Annotated in this window: 15 protein-coding genes and 1 other RNA gene; 10 read left to right on the top strand and 6 right to left on the bottom strand. The window is 36.2% G+C overall.

The window, feature by feature from the left end; genetic code table 11:
- The first annotated feature begins 148 nt into the window (after positions 1 to 148).
- The 4 genes from RNZ46_RS01880 to rny all read left to right on the top strand — a co-directional run bounded on the left by RNZ46_RS01880 (position 149) and on the right by rny (position 2,561).
- Positions 149 to 439 (top strand): coiled-coil domain-containing protein, encoded by a 291-nt coding sequence (locus RNZ46_RS01880; protein WP_316983697.1) that lies wholly within the window; start codon positions 149 to 151, stop codon positions 437 to 439.
- 15 nt (positions 440 to 454) lie between these two features.
- On the top strand, positions 455 to 748 hold the full coding sequence (locus tag RNZ46_RS01875; RefSeq protein WP_316983696.1) for a cell division protein ZapA: 294 nt from the start codon (positions 455 to 457) through the stop codon (positions 746 to 748).
- A gap of 56 nt (positions 749 to 804) precedes the next feature.
- Positions 805 to 928, top strand: a non-coding RNA gene (gene ssrS, locus RNZ46_RS01870) — 6S RNA.
- A 55-nt stretch (positions 929 to 983) separates the two neighbouring features.
- Positions 984 to 2,561: a ribonuclease Y gene (gene rny, locus RNZ46_RS01865; protein WP_316983695.1), complete on the top strand. Its 1,578-nt coding sequence runs from the start codon at positions 984 to 986 to the stop codon at positions 2,559 to 2,561.
- A 34-nt stretch (positions 2,562 to 2,595) separates the two neighbouring features.
- Here rny and RNZ46_RS01860 read toward each other — a convergent pair whose 3' ends face one another.
- On the bottom strand, positions 2,596 to 3,789 hold the full coding sequence (locus RNZ46_RS01860; protein ID WP_316983694.1) for a sensor histidine kinase: 1,194 nt from the start codon (positions 3,787 to 3,789) through the stop codon (positions 2,596 to 2,598).
- Between the two features lie 108 nt (positions 3,790 to 3,897).
- Positions 3,898 to 4,809: a site-specific tyrosine recombinase gene (locus RNZ46_RS01855; RefSeq protein WP_316983693.1), complete on the bottom strand. Its 912-nt coding sequence runs from the start codon at positions 4,807 to 4,809 to the stop codon at positions 3,898 to 3,900.
- A 286-nt stretch (positions 4,810 to 5,095) separates the two neighbouring features.
- Here RNZ46_RS01855 and RNZ46_RS01850 point away from each other — a divergent pair, with 286 nt between their 5' ends.
- Both RNZ46_RS01850 and aroQ read left to right on the top strand, forming a co-directional pair.
- A complete protein-coding gene (locus RNZ46_RS01850; RefSeq protein WP_316983692.1) occupies positions 5,096 to 5,662 on the top strand; it encodes a porin family protein in 567 nt (188 codons plus the stop codon).
- Between the two features lie 76 nt (positions 5,663 to 5,738).
- On the top strand, positions 5,739 to 6,152 hold the full coding sequence (gene aroQ / locus RNZ46_RS01845) for a type II 3-dehydroquinate dehydratase (protein ID WP_316983691.1): 414 nt from the start codon (positions 5,739 to 5,741) through the stop codon (positions 6,150 to 6,152).
- A gap of 157 nt (positions 6,153 to 6,309) precedes the next feature.
- On the opposite strand, the gene lpdA is transcribed toward aroQ, so the two are convergent.
- The gene (lpdA, locus tag RNZ46_RS01840; RefSeq protein ID WP_316983690.1) at positions 6,310 to 7,683 is read right to left on the bottom strand and encodes a dihydrolipoyl dehydrogenase; all 1,374 of its coding nucleotides are present in this window, start codon (positions 7,681 to 7,683) and stop codon (positions 6,310 to 6,312) included.
- Between the two features lie 190 nt (positions 7,684 to 7,873).
- Here lpdA and RNZ46_RS01835 point away from each other — a divergent pair, with 190 nt between their 5' ends.
- A complete protein-coding gene (locus RNZ46_RS01835) occupies positions 7,874 to 9,157 on the top strand; it encodes an NAD(P)/FAD-dependent oxidoreductase (RefSeq protein WP_316983689.1) in 1,284 nt (427 codons plus the stop codon).
- Positions 9,158 to 9,389: 232 nt separating this feature from the next.
- Here RNZ46_RS01835 and RNZ46_RS01830 read toward each other — a convergent pair whose 3' ends face one another.
- Positions 9,390 to 9,944, bottom strand: coding sequence for a DUF1572 family protein (locus RNZ46_RS01830; protein ID WP_316983688.1), 555 nt, complete (start codon positions 9,942 to 9,944; stop codon positions 9,390 to 9,392).
- 29 nt (positions 9,945 to 9,973) lie between these two features.
- Entirely contained in the window at positions 9,974 to 10,462 is a 489-nt protein-coding gene (msrB, locus tag RNZ46_RS01825; protein WP_316983687.1) for a peptide-methionine (R)-S-oxide reductase MsrB, read from the bottom strand.
- Between the two features lie 220 nt (positions 10,463 to 10,682).
- On the opposite strand from msrB, the gene RNZ46_RS01820 reads away from it, so the two are divergent.
- From RNZ46_RS01820 to RNZ46_RS01810, 3 genes are all read left to right on the top strand, one after another.
- Complete coding sequence (locus RNZ46_RS01820; protein ID WP_316983686.1) at positions 10,683 to 11,498, top strand: M48 family metallopeptidase; 816 nt, start codon at positions 10,683 to 10,685, stop codon at positions 11,496 to 11,498.
- A gap of 66 nt (positions 11,499 to 11,564) precedes the next feature.
- Positions 11,565 to 12,878, top strand: a complete 1,314-nt coding sequence (locus RNZ46_RS01815; RefSeq protein ID WP_316983685.1) for an MFS transporter — start codon at positions 11,565 to 11,567, stop codon at positions 12,876 to 12,878.
- 176 nt (positions 12,879 to 13,054) lie between these two features.
- Entirely contained in the window at positions 13,055 to 13,756 is a 702-nt protein-coding gene (locus tag RNZ46_RS01810) for a toxin-antitoxin system YwqK family antitoxin (protein WP_316983684.1), read from the top strand.
- A 247-nt stretch (positions 13,757 to 14,003) separates the two neighbouring features.
- Here RNZ46_RS01810 and RNZ46_RS01805 read toward each other — a convergent pair whose 3' ends face one another.
- Positions 14,004 to 16,295 (bottom strand): fasciclin domain-containing protein, encoded by a 2,292-nt coding sequence (locus RNZ46_RS01805; RefSeq protein WP_316983683.1) that lies wholly within the window; start codon positions 16,293 to 16,295, stop codon positions 14,004 to 14,006.
- Positions 16,296 to 16,450: the final 155 nt, after the last annotated feature.

The following is a 16,450-nucleotide window of genomic DNA, read 5'->3' as shown; positions in this document are numbered from 1 at the left end:
TTTGGTGCGAATAAGCCAAGTTAAAAGCAATAATCGAGCCAATGTTCTGGTTATGAGCCTTAACGAATAATTTAAAATTTTATGATAAAACAATTGTAATTTAAGCTTATGTATCTTAACTTTGTGATATAAGTATTGAAATTTGTAAATGAGTCATATTGAAGATATTGTAGATTCTTTAGAAAACAAAATTAGCAAACTATTGCACAAACAAGAGCTTTTAAAGCAAGCTAATTTAAAATTGAATAAAGAGTTGGAAACTTCAAAACAGGCACTTCAAAACCAGGAATTGCAAATAGCAACTTGGGAAGAAAAATACGAGGCGCTTAAAATGGCAAATTCAATACTTGGTAGTGACGATAATAAGAGAGAAACAAAGCTTAAAATAAACGCATTAATTAGAGATATTGACCATTGTATTGCTCAACTTTCAGATTAATGCAACATAGATTACATGTCAGAAAAGCTTAAAATAAAGCTCTCAATAGCAAATAGGGTTTACCCTTTAACTATTGAAGCCAATCAAGAAGAAGGATTGCGTAAGGCCGCCAAAAACATTGAGGCTATGATTAAGCAATTTGAACAAAGCTATTCTGTTAGAGACAAGCAAGATGTACTGGCTATGTGCGCCTTACAGTTTGCCTCTCAAGTTGAACAGAAATCTATTGATAAAGCAACTGTGAGTGAACATGTAGAGGAAAAGTTAAACGCTTTAAATGAGTTGTTACAGTCGCATTTAATCTCTTAAACGTTCTTTAAAATAAAATAAAAGTTACTGCCTACATTGGTTATTTTTTTTGATAAACTCAACGTTAATTCTTTAAAAAGGGTGAGTTTAAGTTGTAAAAGCAAGCTGCATGTGTTATTTATTAGCACCTAGCAGATCCTTGATCAGCTTGTTAGCCCTAAACTTGTTTTTAAGGAGTTTATACAAAACTTTATACTGGTGTAGGCTTTTTTATATACACTAACCAATAAACAAAATGGATAATAATTCAATAATATTAACAGTAGGAGGTGTGCTATTAGGGCTTATAATAGGGTTTGTAATAGCTAAAATGCTTGAGAAAAACAAAGCTTCTAAGTTAATACGAGATGCTAAAAGAAGCGCATCCAACATATTAAAAGAGGCCAATACCGAAGGTGAATCTATTAAAAAAGACAAAATACTTCAAGCCAAGGAAAAATTTATAGAACTTAAGTCTGAACACGAGAAAGTTATTTTGTCTCGTGATAAGAAGATGGCCGAAGCCGAAAAGCGCACCCGTGATAAAGAATCTCAAGTATCAAACGAACTTGCAAAAAACAAAAAGCTTAATGCCACGCTGGAAGCCAAACAAAAAGACTACAGCTACAGACTCGATGTTTTGGAAAAGAAACAGGAAGCCTTAGATAAACTTCACAAAAGCCAAGTGCAGCAGCTTGAAGTTATTTCTAGTTTGTCTGCCGAAGAGGCGAAAGAACAATTGGTTGAATCGTTAAAAGGAGAAGCTAAAAACGATGCCATGTCGTACATTCAAGGGGCATTGGAAGAGGCTAAATTAACGGCCGAACAAGACGCTAAGAAAATAATTATAAACACGATACAGCGTATAGGAACCGAGGAAGCCGTTGATAACTGTGTGTCTGTTTTCAATATTGAATCTGATGACGTAAAAGGACGTATTATAGGTCGAGAGGGTCGAAACATTCGTGCCATTGAGGCAGCTACAGGTGTAGAAATTATTGTTGATGATACTCCCGAAGCCATTATTTTATCGTGTTTCGATTCGGTTCGAAGAGAAATTGCCCGTTTATCGCTACATAAATTAGTGACCGATGGTAGAATTCACCCGGCAAGAATTGAAGAGGTTGTAAGGAAAACACAAAAACAAATTGAACAGGAGATTATTGAAGTTGGTAAGCGTACCGTTATAGATTTAGGAATTCATAATTTACACCCGGAACTTATAAAGATGGTTGGAAGAATGAAATACCGTTCGTCTTATGGACAAAATCTTTTACAACACTCACGCGAAGTTGCTAAACTTTGTGGCGTAATGGCTGCCGAATTAGGTTTGAATCCTAAACTGGCAAAACGTGCTGGATTATTGCACGATATAGGAAAAGTGCCAGATGCCGAAGCAGATATGGAAACACCACACGCTATACTTGGGATGCAATGGGCTGAAAAGTATAATGAAAAAGATGATGTTTGCAATGCCATTGGAGCGCACCACGATGAAATTGAAATGAAATCGTTGCTCGCGCCAATTGTACAGGTTTGTGATGCCATTTCGGGAGCACGCCCTGGTGCTCGCCGACAAGTATTGGATAGTTATATTCAACGTTTAAAAGATTTAGAGGATATAGCTTTTGGATTCCAAGGCGTTAAAAAAGCTTATGCCATTCAAGCAGGAAGAGAGTTACGGGTTATTGTTGAAAGTGAAAGAGTAGACGATCAAAAAGCGGCTGATTTGTCATTTAGTATTTCCCAAAAAGTACAAACCGATATGACCTATCCCGGTCAAGTTAAGGTTACCGTAATTAGAGAAACAAGGGCGGTAAACATTGCAAAATAACAAGTAACTTAATTATGAAAAAAAAAAATCAGCTTTAAGCTGATTTTTTTTTGTTTGGTATAGTGATGAAAAATGTGGTGCCAACATTTACTTTGCTATCAATATTTATTTGGCCTCCATAAGCTTCAATTTGGTTTTTTATTAAATAAAGACCAACACCTTCAGAATCTTGGTTGTTATGAAACGTTTTATATAGCCCGAAAACAGAGTCTCCAAATTTCTCTAAATCAATACCAATACCGTTATCGGTGATTATCACTGTTAAAGTATCTTTTGTTAAAACGGTTTTTAAGGTTACTTCTGGCGCTCTATCCGGATGCTTGTATTTTATAGCATTGGTAAACAGGTTTTGTATGATACTTTCTAAATATGTTGGACTGTAATAAATGTACAGCTTTGGGTCTATATCATTCATTATTTTGGCATTATTCTCAGTGATAACAATATTTAATACATCCATCATTTTATTCACTTCCTCCGCCAGATACAGTTTGTCGATTTTTTTGTTTTTATTGTTCTGAATGGACACAATTTCATTTAGATTAGTAATTGTTTTAGTTAAAGAACTCGATAATGTTTTTAGGTAATCCAGTAATTCGTGTTTCTCCTTTTCAGACTTGGCTTCTTCATAAAATTCAAGTAGGCTTTCAAAGTTTCCAGCATGCTGTTTTAAATTATGTGTAACAATATGTGCAAAATTTTTAAGCTTGTTATTTTGTTCGCTAACCAGATTTAGCGTATTAGACAACTTTATTTCATTCTCTACATGTTCGGTAATATCTACGTGTGTCCCAATAAAACGAATTGGTTTTCCTTTTTTATCCCATTCAATTACTTTGCCTTTGTCTAGTATCCATTTGTAAGAACCATCTTTACATCTTATTCTGTGCTCATTGACGTATAATGGTTTCAATCCGTTTACATGGTCTTGATAATCTTGAAAGTATTTTTCCCTATCCTCGGGGTGCACCCTATCGTTCCAAGCGTTTATATCGTTTCCAAAGGTATCGTCATCTTCAAATCCGATTATCCGTTTTGAGGGTTGCGAAAAATAAACCTTATTTAGTTTGGCATCAAATTCCCAGACACCAATATTGGAAATATCTAAGGCTAACTGCCATTTAATATCCTCACGAGGTTTTTTGGAATTATTGATTTCGGGAGTTTCAGGCTTTAAGAAGCCCTTAAATTTCTTTAGAATTGAAGTATGATAGCTGTGAAATTTCAATTGTATTATTCTAAGGTATTTAATTAGGAATACATTTATAAAGTTAGTGCTAATTTGTTAAAATTAAAAATCTGATTAACAAAATAATACCATGAAATTTGATGTTTTCTATTTTCTAGGATGGAATTTTTCTATAACATCAGCTAAATGGCTTTTATCCAAATGCACATAAATTTCGGTGGTGGTGATACTTTCATGTCCGAGCATAAGTTGAATGGAACGTAAATCGGCATTATTTTGTAATAGATGTGTCGCAAAAGAATGCCGAAAGGTGTGCGGGGAAATGTTCTTTTTCAAACCTATTTTTTCTGCAAGTTGTTTAATAATCGTAAAAATCATAGCGCGCGTTAATTGTTTTCCGCGTCGGTTTAAAAATAAGGTATCTTCAAAGCCAGCTTGAATATTGATATGATTGCGCACGTCTTTCCTATAAATATTAATGTATTTTTGGGTTATTGGAACAATGGGCACAAAGCGTTGTTTGTCGCCTTTACCGGTTACTTTTATAAAACCTTCGTCAAAAAACAAATCGGATAATTTAAGACTTACCAATTCGCTTACCCGCAACCCGCAACCGTAAAGCGTTTCTAAAATAGCCCGATTGCGTTCGCCAATTTTAATACCATTTGTTTCTTGGGTTAAATCTATGGCACCAATTAATTTGTTTATTTCCTCCACCGAAAGTGTATCGGGTAATTTTCGTCCAATTTTTGGCGATTCAATCAATTCCAACGGATTGGATGCTCTGTAATCTTCAAAAACCAAATAATTAAAAAAACTGCGTAAACCGGAAATTATTCGCGATTGCGACCGCGCATTAACTTGTTTTGCCGTTTCGTAAATAAATTGCTGAACCACTTCGGAAGTAATGGAAACTGGCGATAAGCTTATATTATTTTCTTCTAAAAAAATGATTAACTTTTTTATATCAAGCGAATAACTATCTATAGAATTCTGCGATAATCCGCGTTCTATTTTTAAATAAAGTTGATAATCCTTAAGTGCGTGTTGCCATTTCATTAGTGCGTAAAAATAAAGAAAATCTTATAAAATAAATGGTTTGTGTTTGTGAAACCAAATGTAGAAATTCTTTTTTTTCAATTAAAACTCCATGCTTTTATTGAGGCTTAAACCAATTAAATTCAATCTTGAAAGAAGACCTCTAGAAACCTGTATTTACCAATTTCAAAGTAGAGTATTAAAGCTAATAGCAGTTTTTTTGATTGTTGTTTTATTAACACAGTTTGTTTTTATCATAATAAAACATTAAATTTAAAGATATTAATCAACTAAAAACCAGCTAATTATGAAAATTAAGTTTATTATTTTGATGTTTGCTGCTTTAACTTTATCTAGTTGCTTTTGTAGTAAAGGTATTAAAGCAGGTGTGAATTTTTCTTCTCTTTCGGGAGAAAACACTGAAGACCTAAGTTCCAGAACAGGTTTTCATGTTGGAGGTTATGGTAGGGTTTGCATAGATGCAGATGGCAATTTAGCAATCCAGCCAGAGATATTGTTTTCCACTCAAGGTGCAAATTACGATGATGGTTTTGATGAAGGTTCATTTAATCTAAATTATTTGAATGTACCTGTATTAGCGCATGTTAAAATATCCGATGGGTTTTATGCAGAGGCAGGACCGCAATTTGGGTTTATTTTGAGTGCCAAAGATAAATATGATGGGATGGAAGAGGATATAAAGGATGATGTTAATTCATTTGATTTTAGCGGTAATGTTGGGTTGGGATATCAATTCGATAGCGGATTAAATTTGAATGCGCGTTATAATCTTGGATTTTCTGAAGTCCCGGATACTAACAACTTAAATTGGAAAAATGGTGTGTTTCAATTTTCAGTTGGATTTACATTTTAAGTAATACCATCAAAATTAAAAGAAACCGGAGTTGACTTCGGTTTTTTTATGCCCAAATTTTAGATATATTTACGATATGAAAAAACTTATCATAATCAATGGGCCTAATTTGAATTTATTAGGACAACGAGAACCTAATATTTACGGCAGCTTGTCGTTTACTGAATTTTTAGAGGAAATAAAAGGAAAATATACAGACGTTGAAATTGATTATTTTCAATCGAATATTGAGGGTGAAATTATTGATAAACTGCACGAGGTTGGTTTTAATTTTGATGGCATTATTTTAAACGCAGCAGCTTACACCCATACATCGGTGGGTATTGGCGACGCCGTTAAAGCTATAGAAACCCCGGTTGTTGAAGTACATATTTCCAATACATTTAATAGGGAAGAATTTAGGCATCAATCGTTTATATCGCCAAATGCCAAAGGCGTTATTCTTGGTTTTGGATTGCAGAGTTACGAGTTGGCGATACAAAGTTTTTAAGAATGAAGCCCCGCTTAACATCCCGAAAGGGAGGAGATTTCACTTTAAAACAAAAAAAATCATAAAAAAATGCGATTCAAAATATTTTGAATCGCATTTTTTTATATTCATTTTAGTATGAATTCCTCCCCTTCGGGGGAGGCTAGGTGAGGCTCCTCTACAAATGAATCACTTCATCGTAAGCATCAGCAACAGCTTCCATAACCGCTTCACTCATGGTTGGGTGCGGATGTACCGTTTTTAATACTTCGTGACCTGTGGTTTCTAATTTACGACCTAAAACAGCTTCGGCAATCATATCGGTTACTCCGGCACCAATCATGTGGCAACCTAGCCATTCGCCATATTTGGCATCAAAAATCACTTTAACAAAACCATCTTTTGTTCCGGCAGCACTCGCTTTACCTGAAGCAGAGAACGGGAATTTTCCAACTTTAATATCTAGTCCTTTGTCTTTGGCTTGTTTTTCGGTTAAACCAACACTTGCAATTTCCGGTGAGCAATAGGTGCAACCCGGAATGTTTCCGTAGTCTAAAGCTTCAACATGTTGTCCGGCAAGTTTTTCTACACACAGTATTCCTTCCGCGGAAGCGACATGGGCTAAGGCTTGACCCGGTGTAACATCGCCAATGGCATAATACCCCGGAATGTTGGTTTGGTAGAAATCGTTAACCAAAATTTTGTCTTTATCAACCACAATGCCAACATCTTCCAATCCAATGTTTTCAATGTTCGATTTTATGCCTACGGCAGAAAGAATAATATCAGCTTCCAACACTTCTTCGCCCTTTTTGGTTTTTACGGTAGCTTTAACGCCTTTGCCAGAGGTATCTACTTTGGTAACCTCGGACGATGTCATGATTTTTATACCACTTTTCTTGAATGAACGCTCTAATTGTTTCGATACATCTTCGTCTTCAACAGGTACCACATTTGGTAAAAACTCGACAATAGTGACATCGGTTCCCATTGAATTGTAGAAATAAGCAAACTCAACACCAATAGCACCAGAACCAACTACAATCATTTTTTTGGGTTGGTTTTTCAAGGTCATGGCTTCTCTGTAACCAATTACTTTTTTACCGTCTTGAGGTAAACTAGGCAATTCGCGAGAGCGTGCGCCTGTGGCTATAATTATATTATCTGCACTGTATTCTCTTCCATCAACGTCAATTTTCTTTCCAGCTTTTAGTTTCCCATAGCCTTCAATAACATCAATTTTATTTTTTTTCATCAAAAACTGTACGCCTTTGCTCATGCCATCGGCTACATTCCGACTTCGTTTTACAACCGCATCAAAATCTTTGTCATAGTCTTTTACAGAGAGTCCGTAATCATCGGCATGCTTAAGATATTCAAAAACTTGAGCAGATTTCAGTAAGGCTTTCGTAGGAATACATCCCCAATTTAAGCAAACGCCTCCTAGGTTTTCTTTTTCAACAATAGCCGTTTTAAAACCCAACTGAGAGGCTCTTATCGCAGTAACATAGCCACCAGGACCACTTCCAAGAACTATAATATCGTATTTCATCTGTAAAATTTTAAGTCGTTTTTTGAAGCTACGAATTTACGAAATCGAATTCGAATAAAGAATTAAGAACCCTATAAATCTAAAAAAAATCCATGTGGTATAATTGCAAGGTTTCCAACTTAATTTGTCATTCCATAGAAGTAAGGAATTTACCCATGTTTCACTACCTTTGCGTTGCAAGTACTTTTTTATGAACATACCTATTACAAGTTTTCCCAGAATAATTATCATTGGTGGGGGTTTTGCAGGAATAGCCCTAGCCAGAAAATTATCGAAACAAGAAGTGCAAGTGGTGTTGTTGGACAAGAATAACTACCACACCTTTCAACCTTTATTGTATCAAGTTTCTACTGGCGGATTAGAACCCGATTCTATAGCATATCCCATTAGAAAAGTGTTAAAGAATTTTTCTAATTTTCATTTTAGGTTGGCCAATGTTACGCAAATTGATGCTGAAAACAATACCGTTATTACTGATATTGGTAACTTAAAATTCGATTATTTGGTAGTGGCATCAGGCTCTAAAACCAATTTTTTTGGAAATGCCGAAGTAGAAAAACATAGTATGGCCATGAAAACCATACCCCAATCTTTGAATTTAAGAAGTTTGATTCTTGAAAATTTTGAAGATGCTTTATTGACCTCCGATTTAAACGAACGCAATGCCCTCATGAATTTTGTAATAGTAGGTGGTGGCCCAACAGGGGTGGAACTTGCTGGCGCTTTGGCGGAAATTAAAAAAGGCATCCTCCCAAAAGATTACCCCGATTTAGATACGCGTTCGGTACAAATTAATGTGATTCAATCTAGCGATAGCATTTTAAAAGGCATGAGCGAGAAAGCCTCAGAAAAAGCCGAAGACTTTCTAGAAAAATTGGGCGTTAATGTTTGGAAAAACCTAAGGGTAACCAACTACGATGGCAAAACAGTAACTACAAACACCGATTTGGTTTTCGAAACCGCCACCGTAATTTGGGCAGCCGGCGTAAAAGGGGCGCTTATAAAAGGCTTGGACGCCGCCGATTTTGTTACCCGCAGCAACCGGCTTTTGGTAAATTCATTCAACCAAGTTAAAGGTTATAAACACATTTTTGCCGTTGGCGACATTGCATGTATGGTAACCGAAGAATTTCCAAATGGACTGCCAATGATGGCGCAACCGGCCATTCAACAAGGGAAGCAATTGGGCGATAATATGCTGCGATTAATTGAAGGCAAACCCTTGCAACCCTTTGTTTACACAGATAAAGGCACCATGGCAACCATTGGCCGAAACAAAGCCGTGGTAGATTTAAAACGTTTCAAATTTCAAGGTGTTTTTGCGTGGTACATTTGGATGTTTGTGCACCTGTTTTTCCTTATCGGTTTCAGAAATCGCATGGTGGTATTCGTAAATTGGGTTTATAATTATGTGCGGTTCGACCGAGAGGCGCGACTTATAATAAGACCTTATAAAAAAAAGCATAAAGTTTAAGTAATTTGGGCGAGTTGCCATAAAAATGGCAAACAGGCATTACGCATTGCTTTTTATTGCAAATTAATGAATTCATTAATATAAATATTTCGGCAGTCGCTTCCTCCTACATAGGCGAGCTCCAATAAACCTGTGCTGAGCTTATAGAAGTATGCCTCAATCCTTCTCGCGGGTCTACTTGCAACCCTATTTTTTTTGGTATTCAGTTTTTGTTTTTTTGGAATTTTATCTTCTATAAATCATCCGTAAAATGGCGCTTCCCCTTTGTTTTGGAAAACTTTTCTTCATTATATTTTTCAGAATTCCCTCTTGGAATAGATAACGATTGCCAATCTTCACCTTTAATAAGTTTTCCTAAAAACACCATTTGCCCAATGTGGTAGGCGTAATGCGCCAATTGCCTATTTATGGCTTCGGTAACCGTGTGCCCTTGATTTCTAATGTAAATAATGCGCTCTAAATCATCAGTCTTTAATGGCTTAATAGCATTAAATAAACTGAGCCAACCATCTTCCCAAGCCGCTTTTAAATCTTCAATGGAATTAAACGAATCAACAAACTCTTCATCGCGTTGCCGCCATTCTTTTTCGCCATCTTCAGTTAAAAAATTAGTCCATCGGCTTAACATGTTTCCAGCTATGTGTTTTACAATAATGGCAATACTGTTAGAATTGGCGTTACTCTGCCATTGCATATCCTCAAAAGTAAGCTGATTAAAGGTTTTATCACCCAGACTTTTATAATATTCAAATTGTTTAATAACACTCGATAGGTACGAATTTTCCATATTGTAACGGTTAGCTGGAAATTGAAAAATTATTTTTTCGGTACAAATTTTAAGGCAACACCATTAATACAGTGTCTTTTGCCCGTTGTGTTTTTAGGACCATCGTTAAAAACATGACCCAAATGCCCCCCACAAGTGGCACAATGTTCCTCGGTTCGTGTATAGCCCAAATCGTTATCTGTAGAAAACGCGACGTTGCCTTTTATTTCTCTATCAAAACTAGGCCAACCCGTGCCCGAATCAAACTTGTGTTCACTTTTAAATAAAGGGGTGTTACAGGCGGCACAATGGTAGGTTCCTTTGGCATAATTTTTATTTAACGGACTGGAAAATGCACGCTCGGTACCCGCATTTCGCAGCACATAAAATTCCATTTCAGACAATTCCGCTTTCCATTCGCTTTCAGTTTTCGATACTTCAAAAGTTTTCAAAGCTTTTTCGTTTTGTTTTTGTGCTGAAGAGTTACAGTTAAAAAGAAATAAAAAAGCCAATAAGGGTATTACGTTATTCGTATTCATAGAAATTGTTTTTATTAAATAGGTCGGAAACCAGCTTTTAACTTAACAAACAAATTATTAAGACGTTATGTAAATCAGATAAACTTAAAGTCAAATGCGTTAATTAAAAACTTGAATATCGCTTAACTTTACCTTGTTGTGACCAATAATTTAATTATGTGTCAGAAACAATAAAGGTACAATTTTTGTATTTTTATCGAATATAAAAACCCTATTTAAAATGAAATTTAAGCAATCACTTATATTATTTGGAATGGCGCTACTGGTTTTTTCTTGTGCCCAAAATCCATTTACCGGAAAAAGTACATTGGCCATCATGCCAAATTCCCAACTATTCCCAACGGCCTTTGCCCAATACGACCAATTTTTAAATGAAAACAAAGTGGTTAAAGGCACTAAGGATGCCGAAATGATTAAGCGCGTTGGGCAGCGTATTGCTGTGGCGGCTGAACGTTGGTTAAATGCAAATGGACACCAAGGCTATTTAACCGATTATAAATGGGAATATACTTTGGTAGAAGATAAAACCGTAAATGCTTGGTGTATGCCTGGTGGTAAAATAGTATTTTATACGGGTATATTGCCCATCGCAAAAGGCGAAACCGGGGTAGCTGCCATTATGGGTCACGAAGTAGCTCACGCCTTGGCTAACCACGGGCAACAACGTATGAGTGCGGGTATGTTGCAACAAGCGGCTGCTGTAGGGCTTAATGTAGCTTTAAAAGACGACGACAATTTAGAACTTTACAACCAAGCCTTTGGTATAGGGTCGCAAGTAGGGGTGATGCTCCCTTTTAGTAGAGCGCACGAAACCGAAGCCGATAAAATAGGTTTGTATTTAATGGCTATTGCAGGTTATAATCCTGATGAAGCTGCCGAATTATGGAAACGCATGAAAGCTAATAGTGGCGGGCAATCTCCACCAGAAATTTTAAGTACGCACCCCTCAAACGATTCGCGGATTGCTAACCTAAAAGCATTGGCACCACAGGCTAAAGCCGAAGCAAAAAAGTTTGGTGTTACTTCATTTAGATAATAAACATTATCTTTTTTAAAATATTTGATTACTTTAGAAGCTGCTCATAAAAGAGCAGCTTTTTTTATGAATCAACTTAAAAAAGGAAGTAAAAAACTTCTTAATGCGTGGGCATTTTACGATTGGGCAAATTCGGTTTACACCCTTACTATTGCATCTTCTATATTTCCTATTTTTTATTCGTCGCTATTTATTTCAGAAATTAAAATCGTGCAAGCTTTTGGCATGGAGTTTAAAAGTACCGCTTTAATAACCTTTGTTACGGCATTTACGTTTTTAGTGGTAGCTTTTATGTCTCCAATTTTGTCGGGTATTGCCGATTATGTTGGGAATAAAAAGAATTTCTTAAAGTTTTTTTGTTATGTGGGAAGTGCTGGCTGTATAGGTTTGTATTGGTTTGATATTTCGTCCAATGGCATTCATTTAAGTCTGCTATTTTATTTTATGGGACTTATTGGTTATTGGGGAAGCTTAGTGTTTTACAATTCGTATTTACCAGATATAGCCTATGAAGATCAGCAAGATGCCATAAGTGCCAAAGGATTTTCAATGGGGTATATTGGCAGTGTGTTATTGCTCATTGTTAATTTAATTATGGTAATGAGTCAAGATGAAGGCGCGGCCAAAATGCAAATGATGCGCTATTCGTTTGTAACCGTTGGTGTTTGGTGGGCTTTATTTAGTCAGTATTCATTTTATTATTTGCCAAAAGGCACGTCGTCCGGAAATAAAGTCACGCGAGCCATAGTTTTTAATGGTTTAAAGGAGTTAAGGCAAGTTTGGAAACAGCTTAAACAAGATTTACGCTTAAAACGCTATTTATATGCTTTTTTCGTGTTTAGTATGGCGGTGCAAACCATCATGTTGGTGGCCGTATATTTTGGTGAAGAAGAAATTGATTGGGGCGGCGATAGCGAAAAAACAATGGGTTTAATCATAAGTATTTTAGTTATTCAGATTGTGGCTGTTTTTGGCGCCATATTAACATCCAGAGCTTCCAGTAAATACGGCAATATTAAAACCCTTATTGCGGTAAACGTTGTTTGGATGTGTTTGTGTTTTTATGCTTTTTTTATGAAAACGCCTTTGCAGTTTTATATTGCAGCCTCGGTAGTTGGCTTGGTTATGGGAGGTATTCAGGCCTTGGCACGATCAACCTATTCTAAGTTTTTACCACAAACCGACGATACCACCTCGTATTTTAGTTTTTATGATGTTGCCGAAAAAATAGGCATCGTTTTCGGCATGGTGATTTTTGCAACTATAGACCAAGTGACGGGCAGTATGCGAAACGCTATTTTGTTTTTGTTTGTCTTCTTTTTATTTGGAATCATTTTATTGTTTAGAGTTCCGAAGCATAAAACCGCTGAATCTAATTAATAAAAAAAACAGGGCTTTAAAAGTGTAGCTTTACGTCGTTTTTGATGATGTTCCAAAGCTTGCGATAATTCCAAAGTTTAAAACCCGACAAAAGAAATGTTTGGCAGCCTTTTTGTAATATACAATTTGAAGCTTTTTTTCGTTAGTATTGCATATACTTTAAATAGATTCTTAAAATGAAACACGTATTTATTTGCCTTTTGTCTTTTATTACAGCACTTACTTGGGCGCAAAACATCAATCAATTTGATGCCAACGGAAAACACCATGGCATTTGGAAAAAAACATTTGACGGCACCACGGTTTTAAGATACGAAGGCGAGTTTTTTCACGGAAAAGAAATAGGATTGTTCAAATTTTATAAAAACATTAGAAAGAAACCCGTATTAACGGCAACAAAACAATTTAATAAAACCGATAACAAAGCTTATGTCACTTTTTTATCTTCAAAAGGAAAAGTAATTAGTGAGGGACAAATGGATGGGAAAATCTATATAGGAGCATGGAAATACTACCAAAATCGAAATGATAATTTGCTCACTTTAGAGCACTATAATAATGAAGGTGTTTTACACGGAGAACGTTTTGTATACTATGAAAACGGGCAAGTAGCCGAAAAACAATTTTATAAAAACGGAAAGTTGGATGGGGTATCGGTTTGGTATTCAGAAAAAAATACTGTTTTAAAAGAATTCGTTTATGAAAATGGCGAACTGCACGGTCCGTCAAAATACTATAATCCTAAGGGCGAGTTAATAATAGAAGGACACTACAAAAACGGAAAGAAACACGGTGTTTGGAAATACTACGAGAACGGTAAATTAATTGACGAAAAGAATTTCACTTACAAACCTAAGTACATTAAAAACAAATCATAAAAAAAGACTGCCTTTGCAGGCAGCCTCCTCTTTTTCATAGACAAGATTTTCCCTGTCTACAATCTAACAACCAAACTAATTAATAAATCCATTTTATAACTTGTTAAGTATGGTGGCAAACAACTTTAAAGATGGTTTTTGGTTATACAATTTTAATTTTACATCAACAGCGGTAATGTCTTAAATTGTAATCATCTATTAAAGTTGCATTTTGCCAACCAATTATGTCGCTGTTTTTCTATTTTAATTAATTGCTAGGTAGCAATACTTTATTTACTACATGAATAACACCATTTCCAGCTTGTACATCTACAGCTATAATGCCAACATCGGAATTTCCCGCACCATCGGTAATATCTGCAATGTTATTGCCACTTCCTGGTAATGTAACGGTAATGTTATCGCCTTGTAAACTAGCTGCAACAGTATCTCCGTCTGCCGTTAAATCGGCAGATCGTACGTTATTATCACCAATTACATGATGCAATAACACTTGTGTTAAAATCGCTTCTTCGGGAATACTCGCTAAGGCATCAAAAGCCGCATTAGTTGGAGCGAATACGGTAAAGTTAGGATTGAAACCATCACCATTCATTCCTTCCGTTCTTGATAGAACCGCTGGAAAATCTGTAGCAGGCGTTAATGTTGTTAAGGCACTGACTAAGGTTGAAAAGTTAGGGTCTGCGGTGGCGAAAGTTACAACGGTTGGAATATCTATTACCGCATCAACTGCATGTATAATTCCATTGCTAGCAACTACATCAGCTTTTGCTACTGTGGAAATCCCATTAAACACCACACCATTATCGGTATTGTAGTATAAACTTAAATTGCTCATCCCCGGGCCGATAGCATTCGTGTTTGTATATCCAGCAACCGCTGTGGTTAAATCAGTTGACATAGTTACACCACTTAAAACATGGTTTAACAGTATGTTTGATAGCGCGTCTGTTGGTACGTTTGCTAAAGGTGTTCCGTCTAAGAATGTTGTGAATGCAGCATCATCAGGAGCCAATACTGTAAAAGGCCCTGCTCCGCTCAAAACTGTTACTAAATCACCATCTGCAGCGCCTAACGCGGCAACTAAGTTACTAAAGCTTGGATTAGCTAAGGCATGATCAACAACCGTTGGCAATCCAATTACTTTATCAACAATGTGAATTACGCCATTGGTCACTTCAACATCTGCGGTTGAGACTGTAGATATGCCATTAAATTGTACACCGCTTGACGTATTGTAAAAAACACTCATGTTATTATCACCAGCACCAGTGGCATTAGTAGAGGCATAACCAGAACCTGCAGTAATTAAATCTGTCGACATCACTTTTCCGTCAATCACATGATTTAATAATACTTGTGATAATACGTCTGTGGGTACATCGGCTAAACTGGCAAAATTATTGTCCGCTAAAAATGCTGCGAATGCATCGTTAGTTGGTGCCAATACTGTAAAAGGTCCGGCGCCACTTAATATATTTACTAAGTCGCCATCGGCAGCCTGTAATGCAGTAACTAAGCTACTTAGTTCTGGCGTATTTAAAGCTTTACTCACAATATTGTCTGGTTGCTTTGGCAAAACCACTTTGTCAATTACATGTATAACACCGTTGTCCGCTTGTACATCGGTAACCACAATATTACTCACTCTACCGTTAGAATCGGTTAATGTAGCACCACCGGTAACATTAGCGGTAATGTCGCCACCTAATGTTGATACGGTCATATTATCAGTTAAAGCGGATGCCAACACATTGACTCCAGCAATGGCATGTAAATCGAGGGTTGCTTTAAGAGTGGGCTCATCTATATCGTCTAAAGATGAGACGCCCAATTCAGATAGTAAATTAACAAAAGCGTCGTTTGTAGGTGCAAATACTGTAAATGGAGCTGGGGCTGTTCCGTTTGGTGTAGATAAGGTAGTCACATAATCAAAAGTTAAATCGCTTCTAGTTAATGCCGATACTAATATTGAGAAGGTATCATCTGCTAGTGCTAAATCCACAACGCTTGGTAAACCTATTACATGGTCTACTATGTGAATTACGCCGTTGGTGGCATCAATATCGGCAGTTACAACATCAGATATACCATTCAGCTTTACGCCCGAATTGGTATTGATGTATATGCTCAAATTATTATCAGTAGAAGCTTCGGTAGCTAAAGTGGTACCGTATCCTGTGGTTAAATCACCCGATTTTACTTCTCCAGAAATCACATGATTTAAAAGTACTTGTTTCAGTACGTCTGTAGGCACATCATCTAAACTAGCAAAACCATTATCTGTTAAGAATTTTGAGAATGCCGCATTGGTTGGCGCGAACACCGTAAACTGCCCACTACCATTCAAGGTAGATACAAGGTCTGCACGTTGTAATGCCGCTACCAAATTACTTAAATCTGCTGTTGCTATTGCTAATTCCGCAATCGTTTCTGGTTGTTGAACCACAATGGGATCGTCGTCGTCACTACACGAGAATGATATAACCGATATCATTGTAAATAGTAATGCTTTTTTTAATGCTGTTAATGCTTTCATTTTTATTGGATTTTTGTTTTGTTCAACAAATATATGATAAAGTTAAACAAAAAACCAAATTTTGTTCAAACTTTTTATAAAAAAAATAAACAAAATGTATTTTATCGATGTTTTCGAAAGGTTTTTTTAAACGTCTATTTTCTTTATTTGTCTTA

The sequence above is a fragment of the Hwangdonia lutea genome, assembly GCF_032814565.1.
GTDB classification, from domain to species: Bacteria; Bacteroidota; Bacteroidia; order Flavobacteriales; family Flavobacteriaceae; genus Hwangdonia; species Hwangdonia lutea.
The sequence above is the reverse complement of the archived record's forward strand: the minus strand, read 5'-3'. Positions and strand labels throughout refer to the sequence as shown.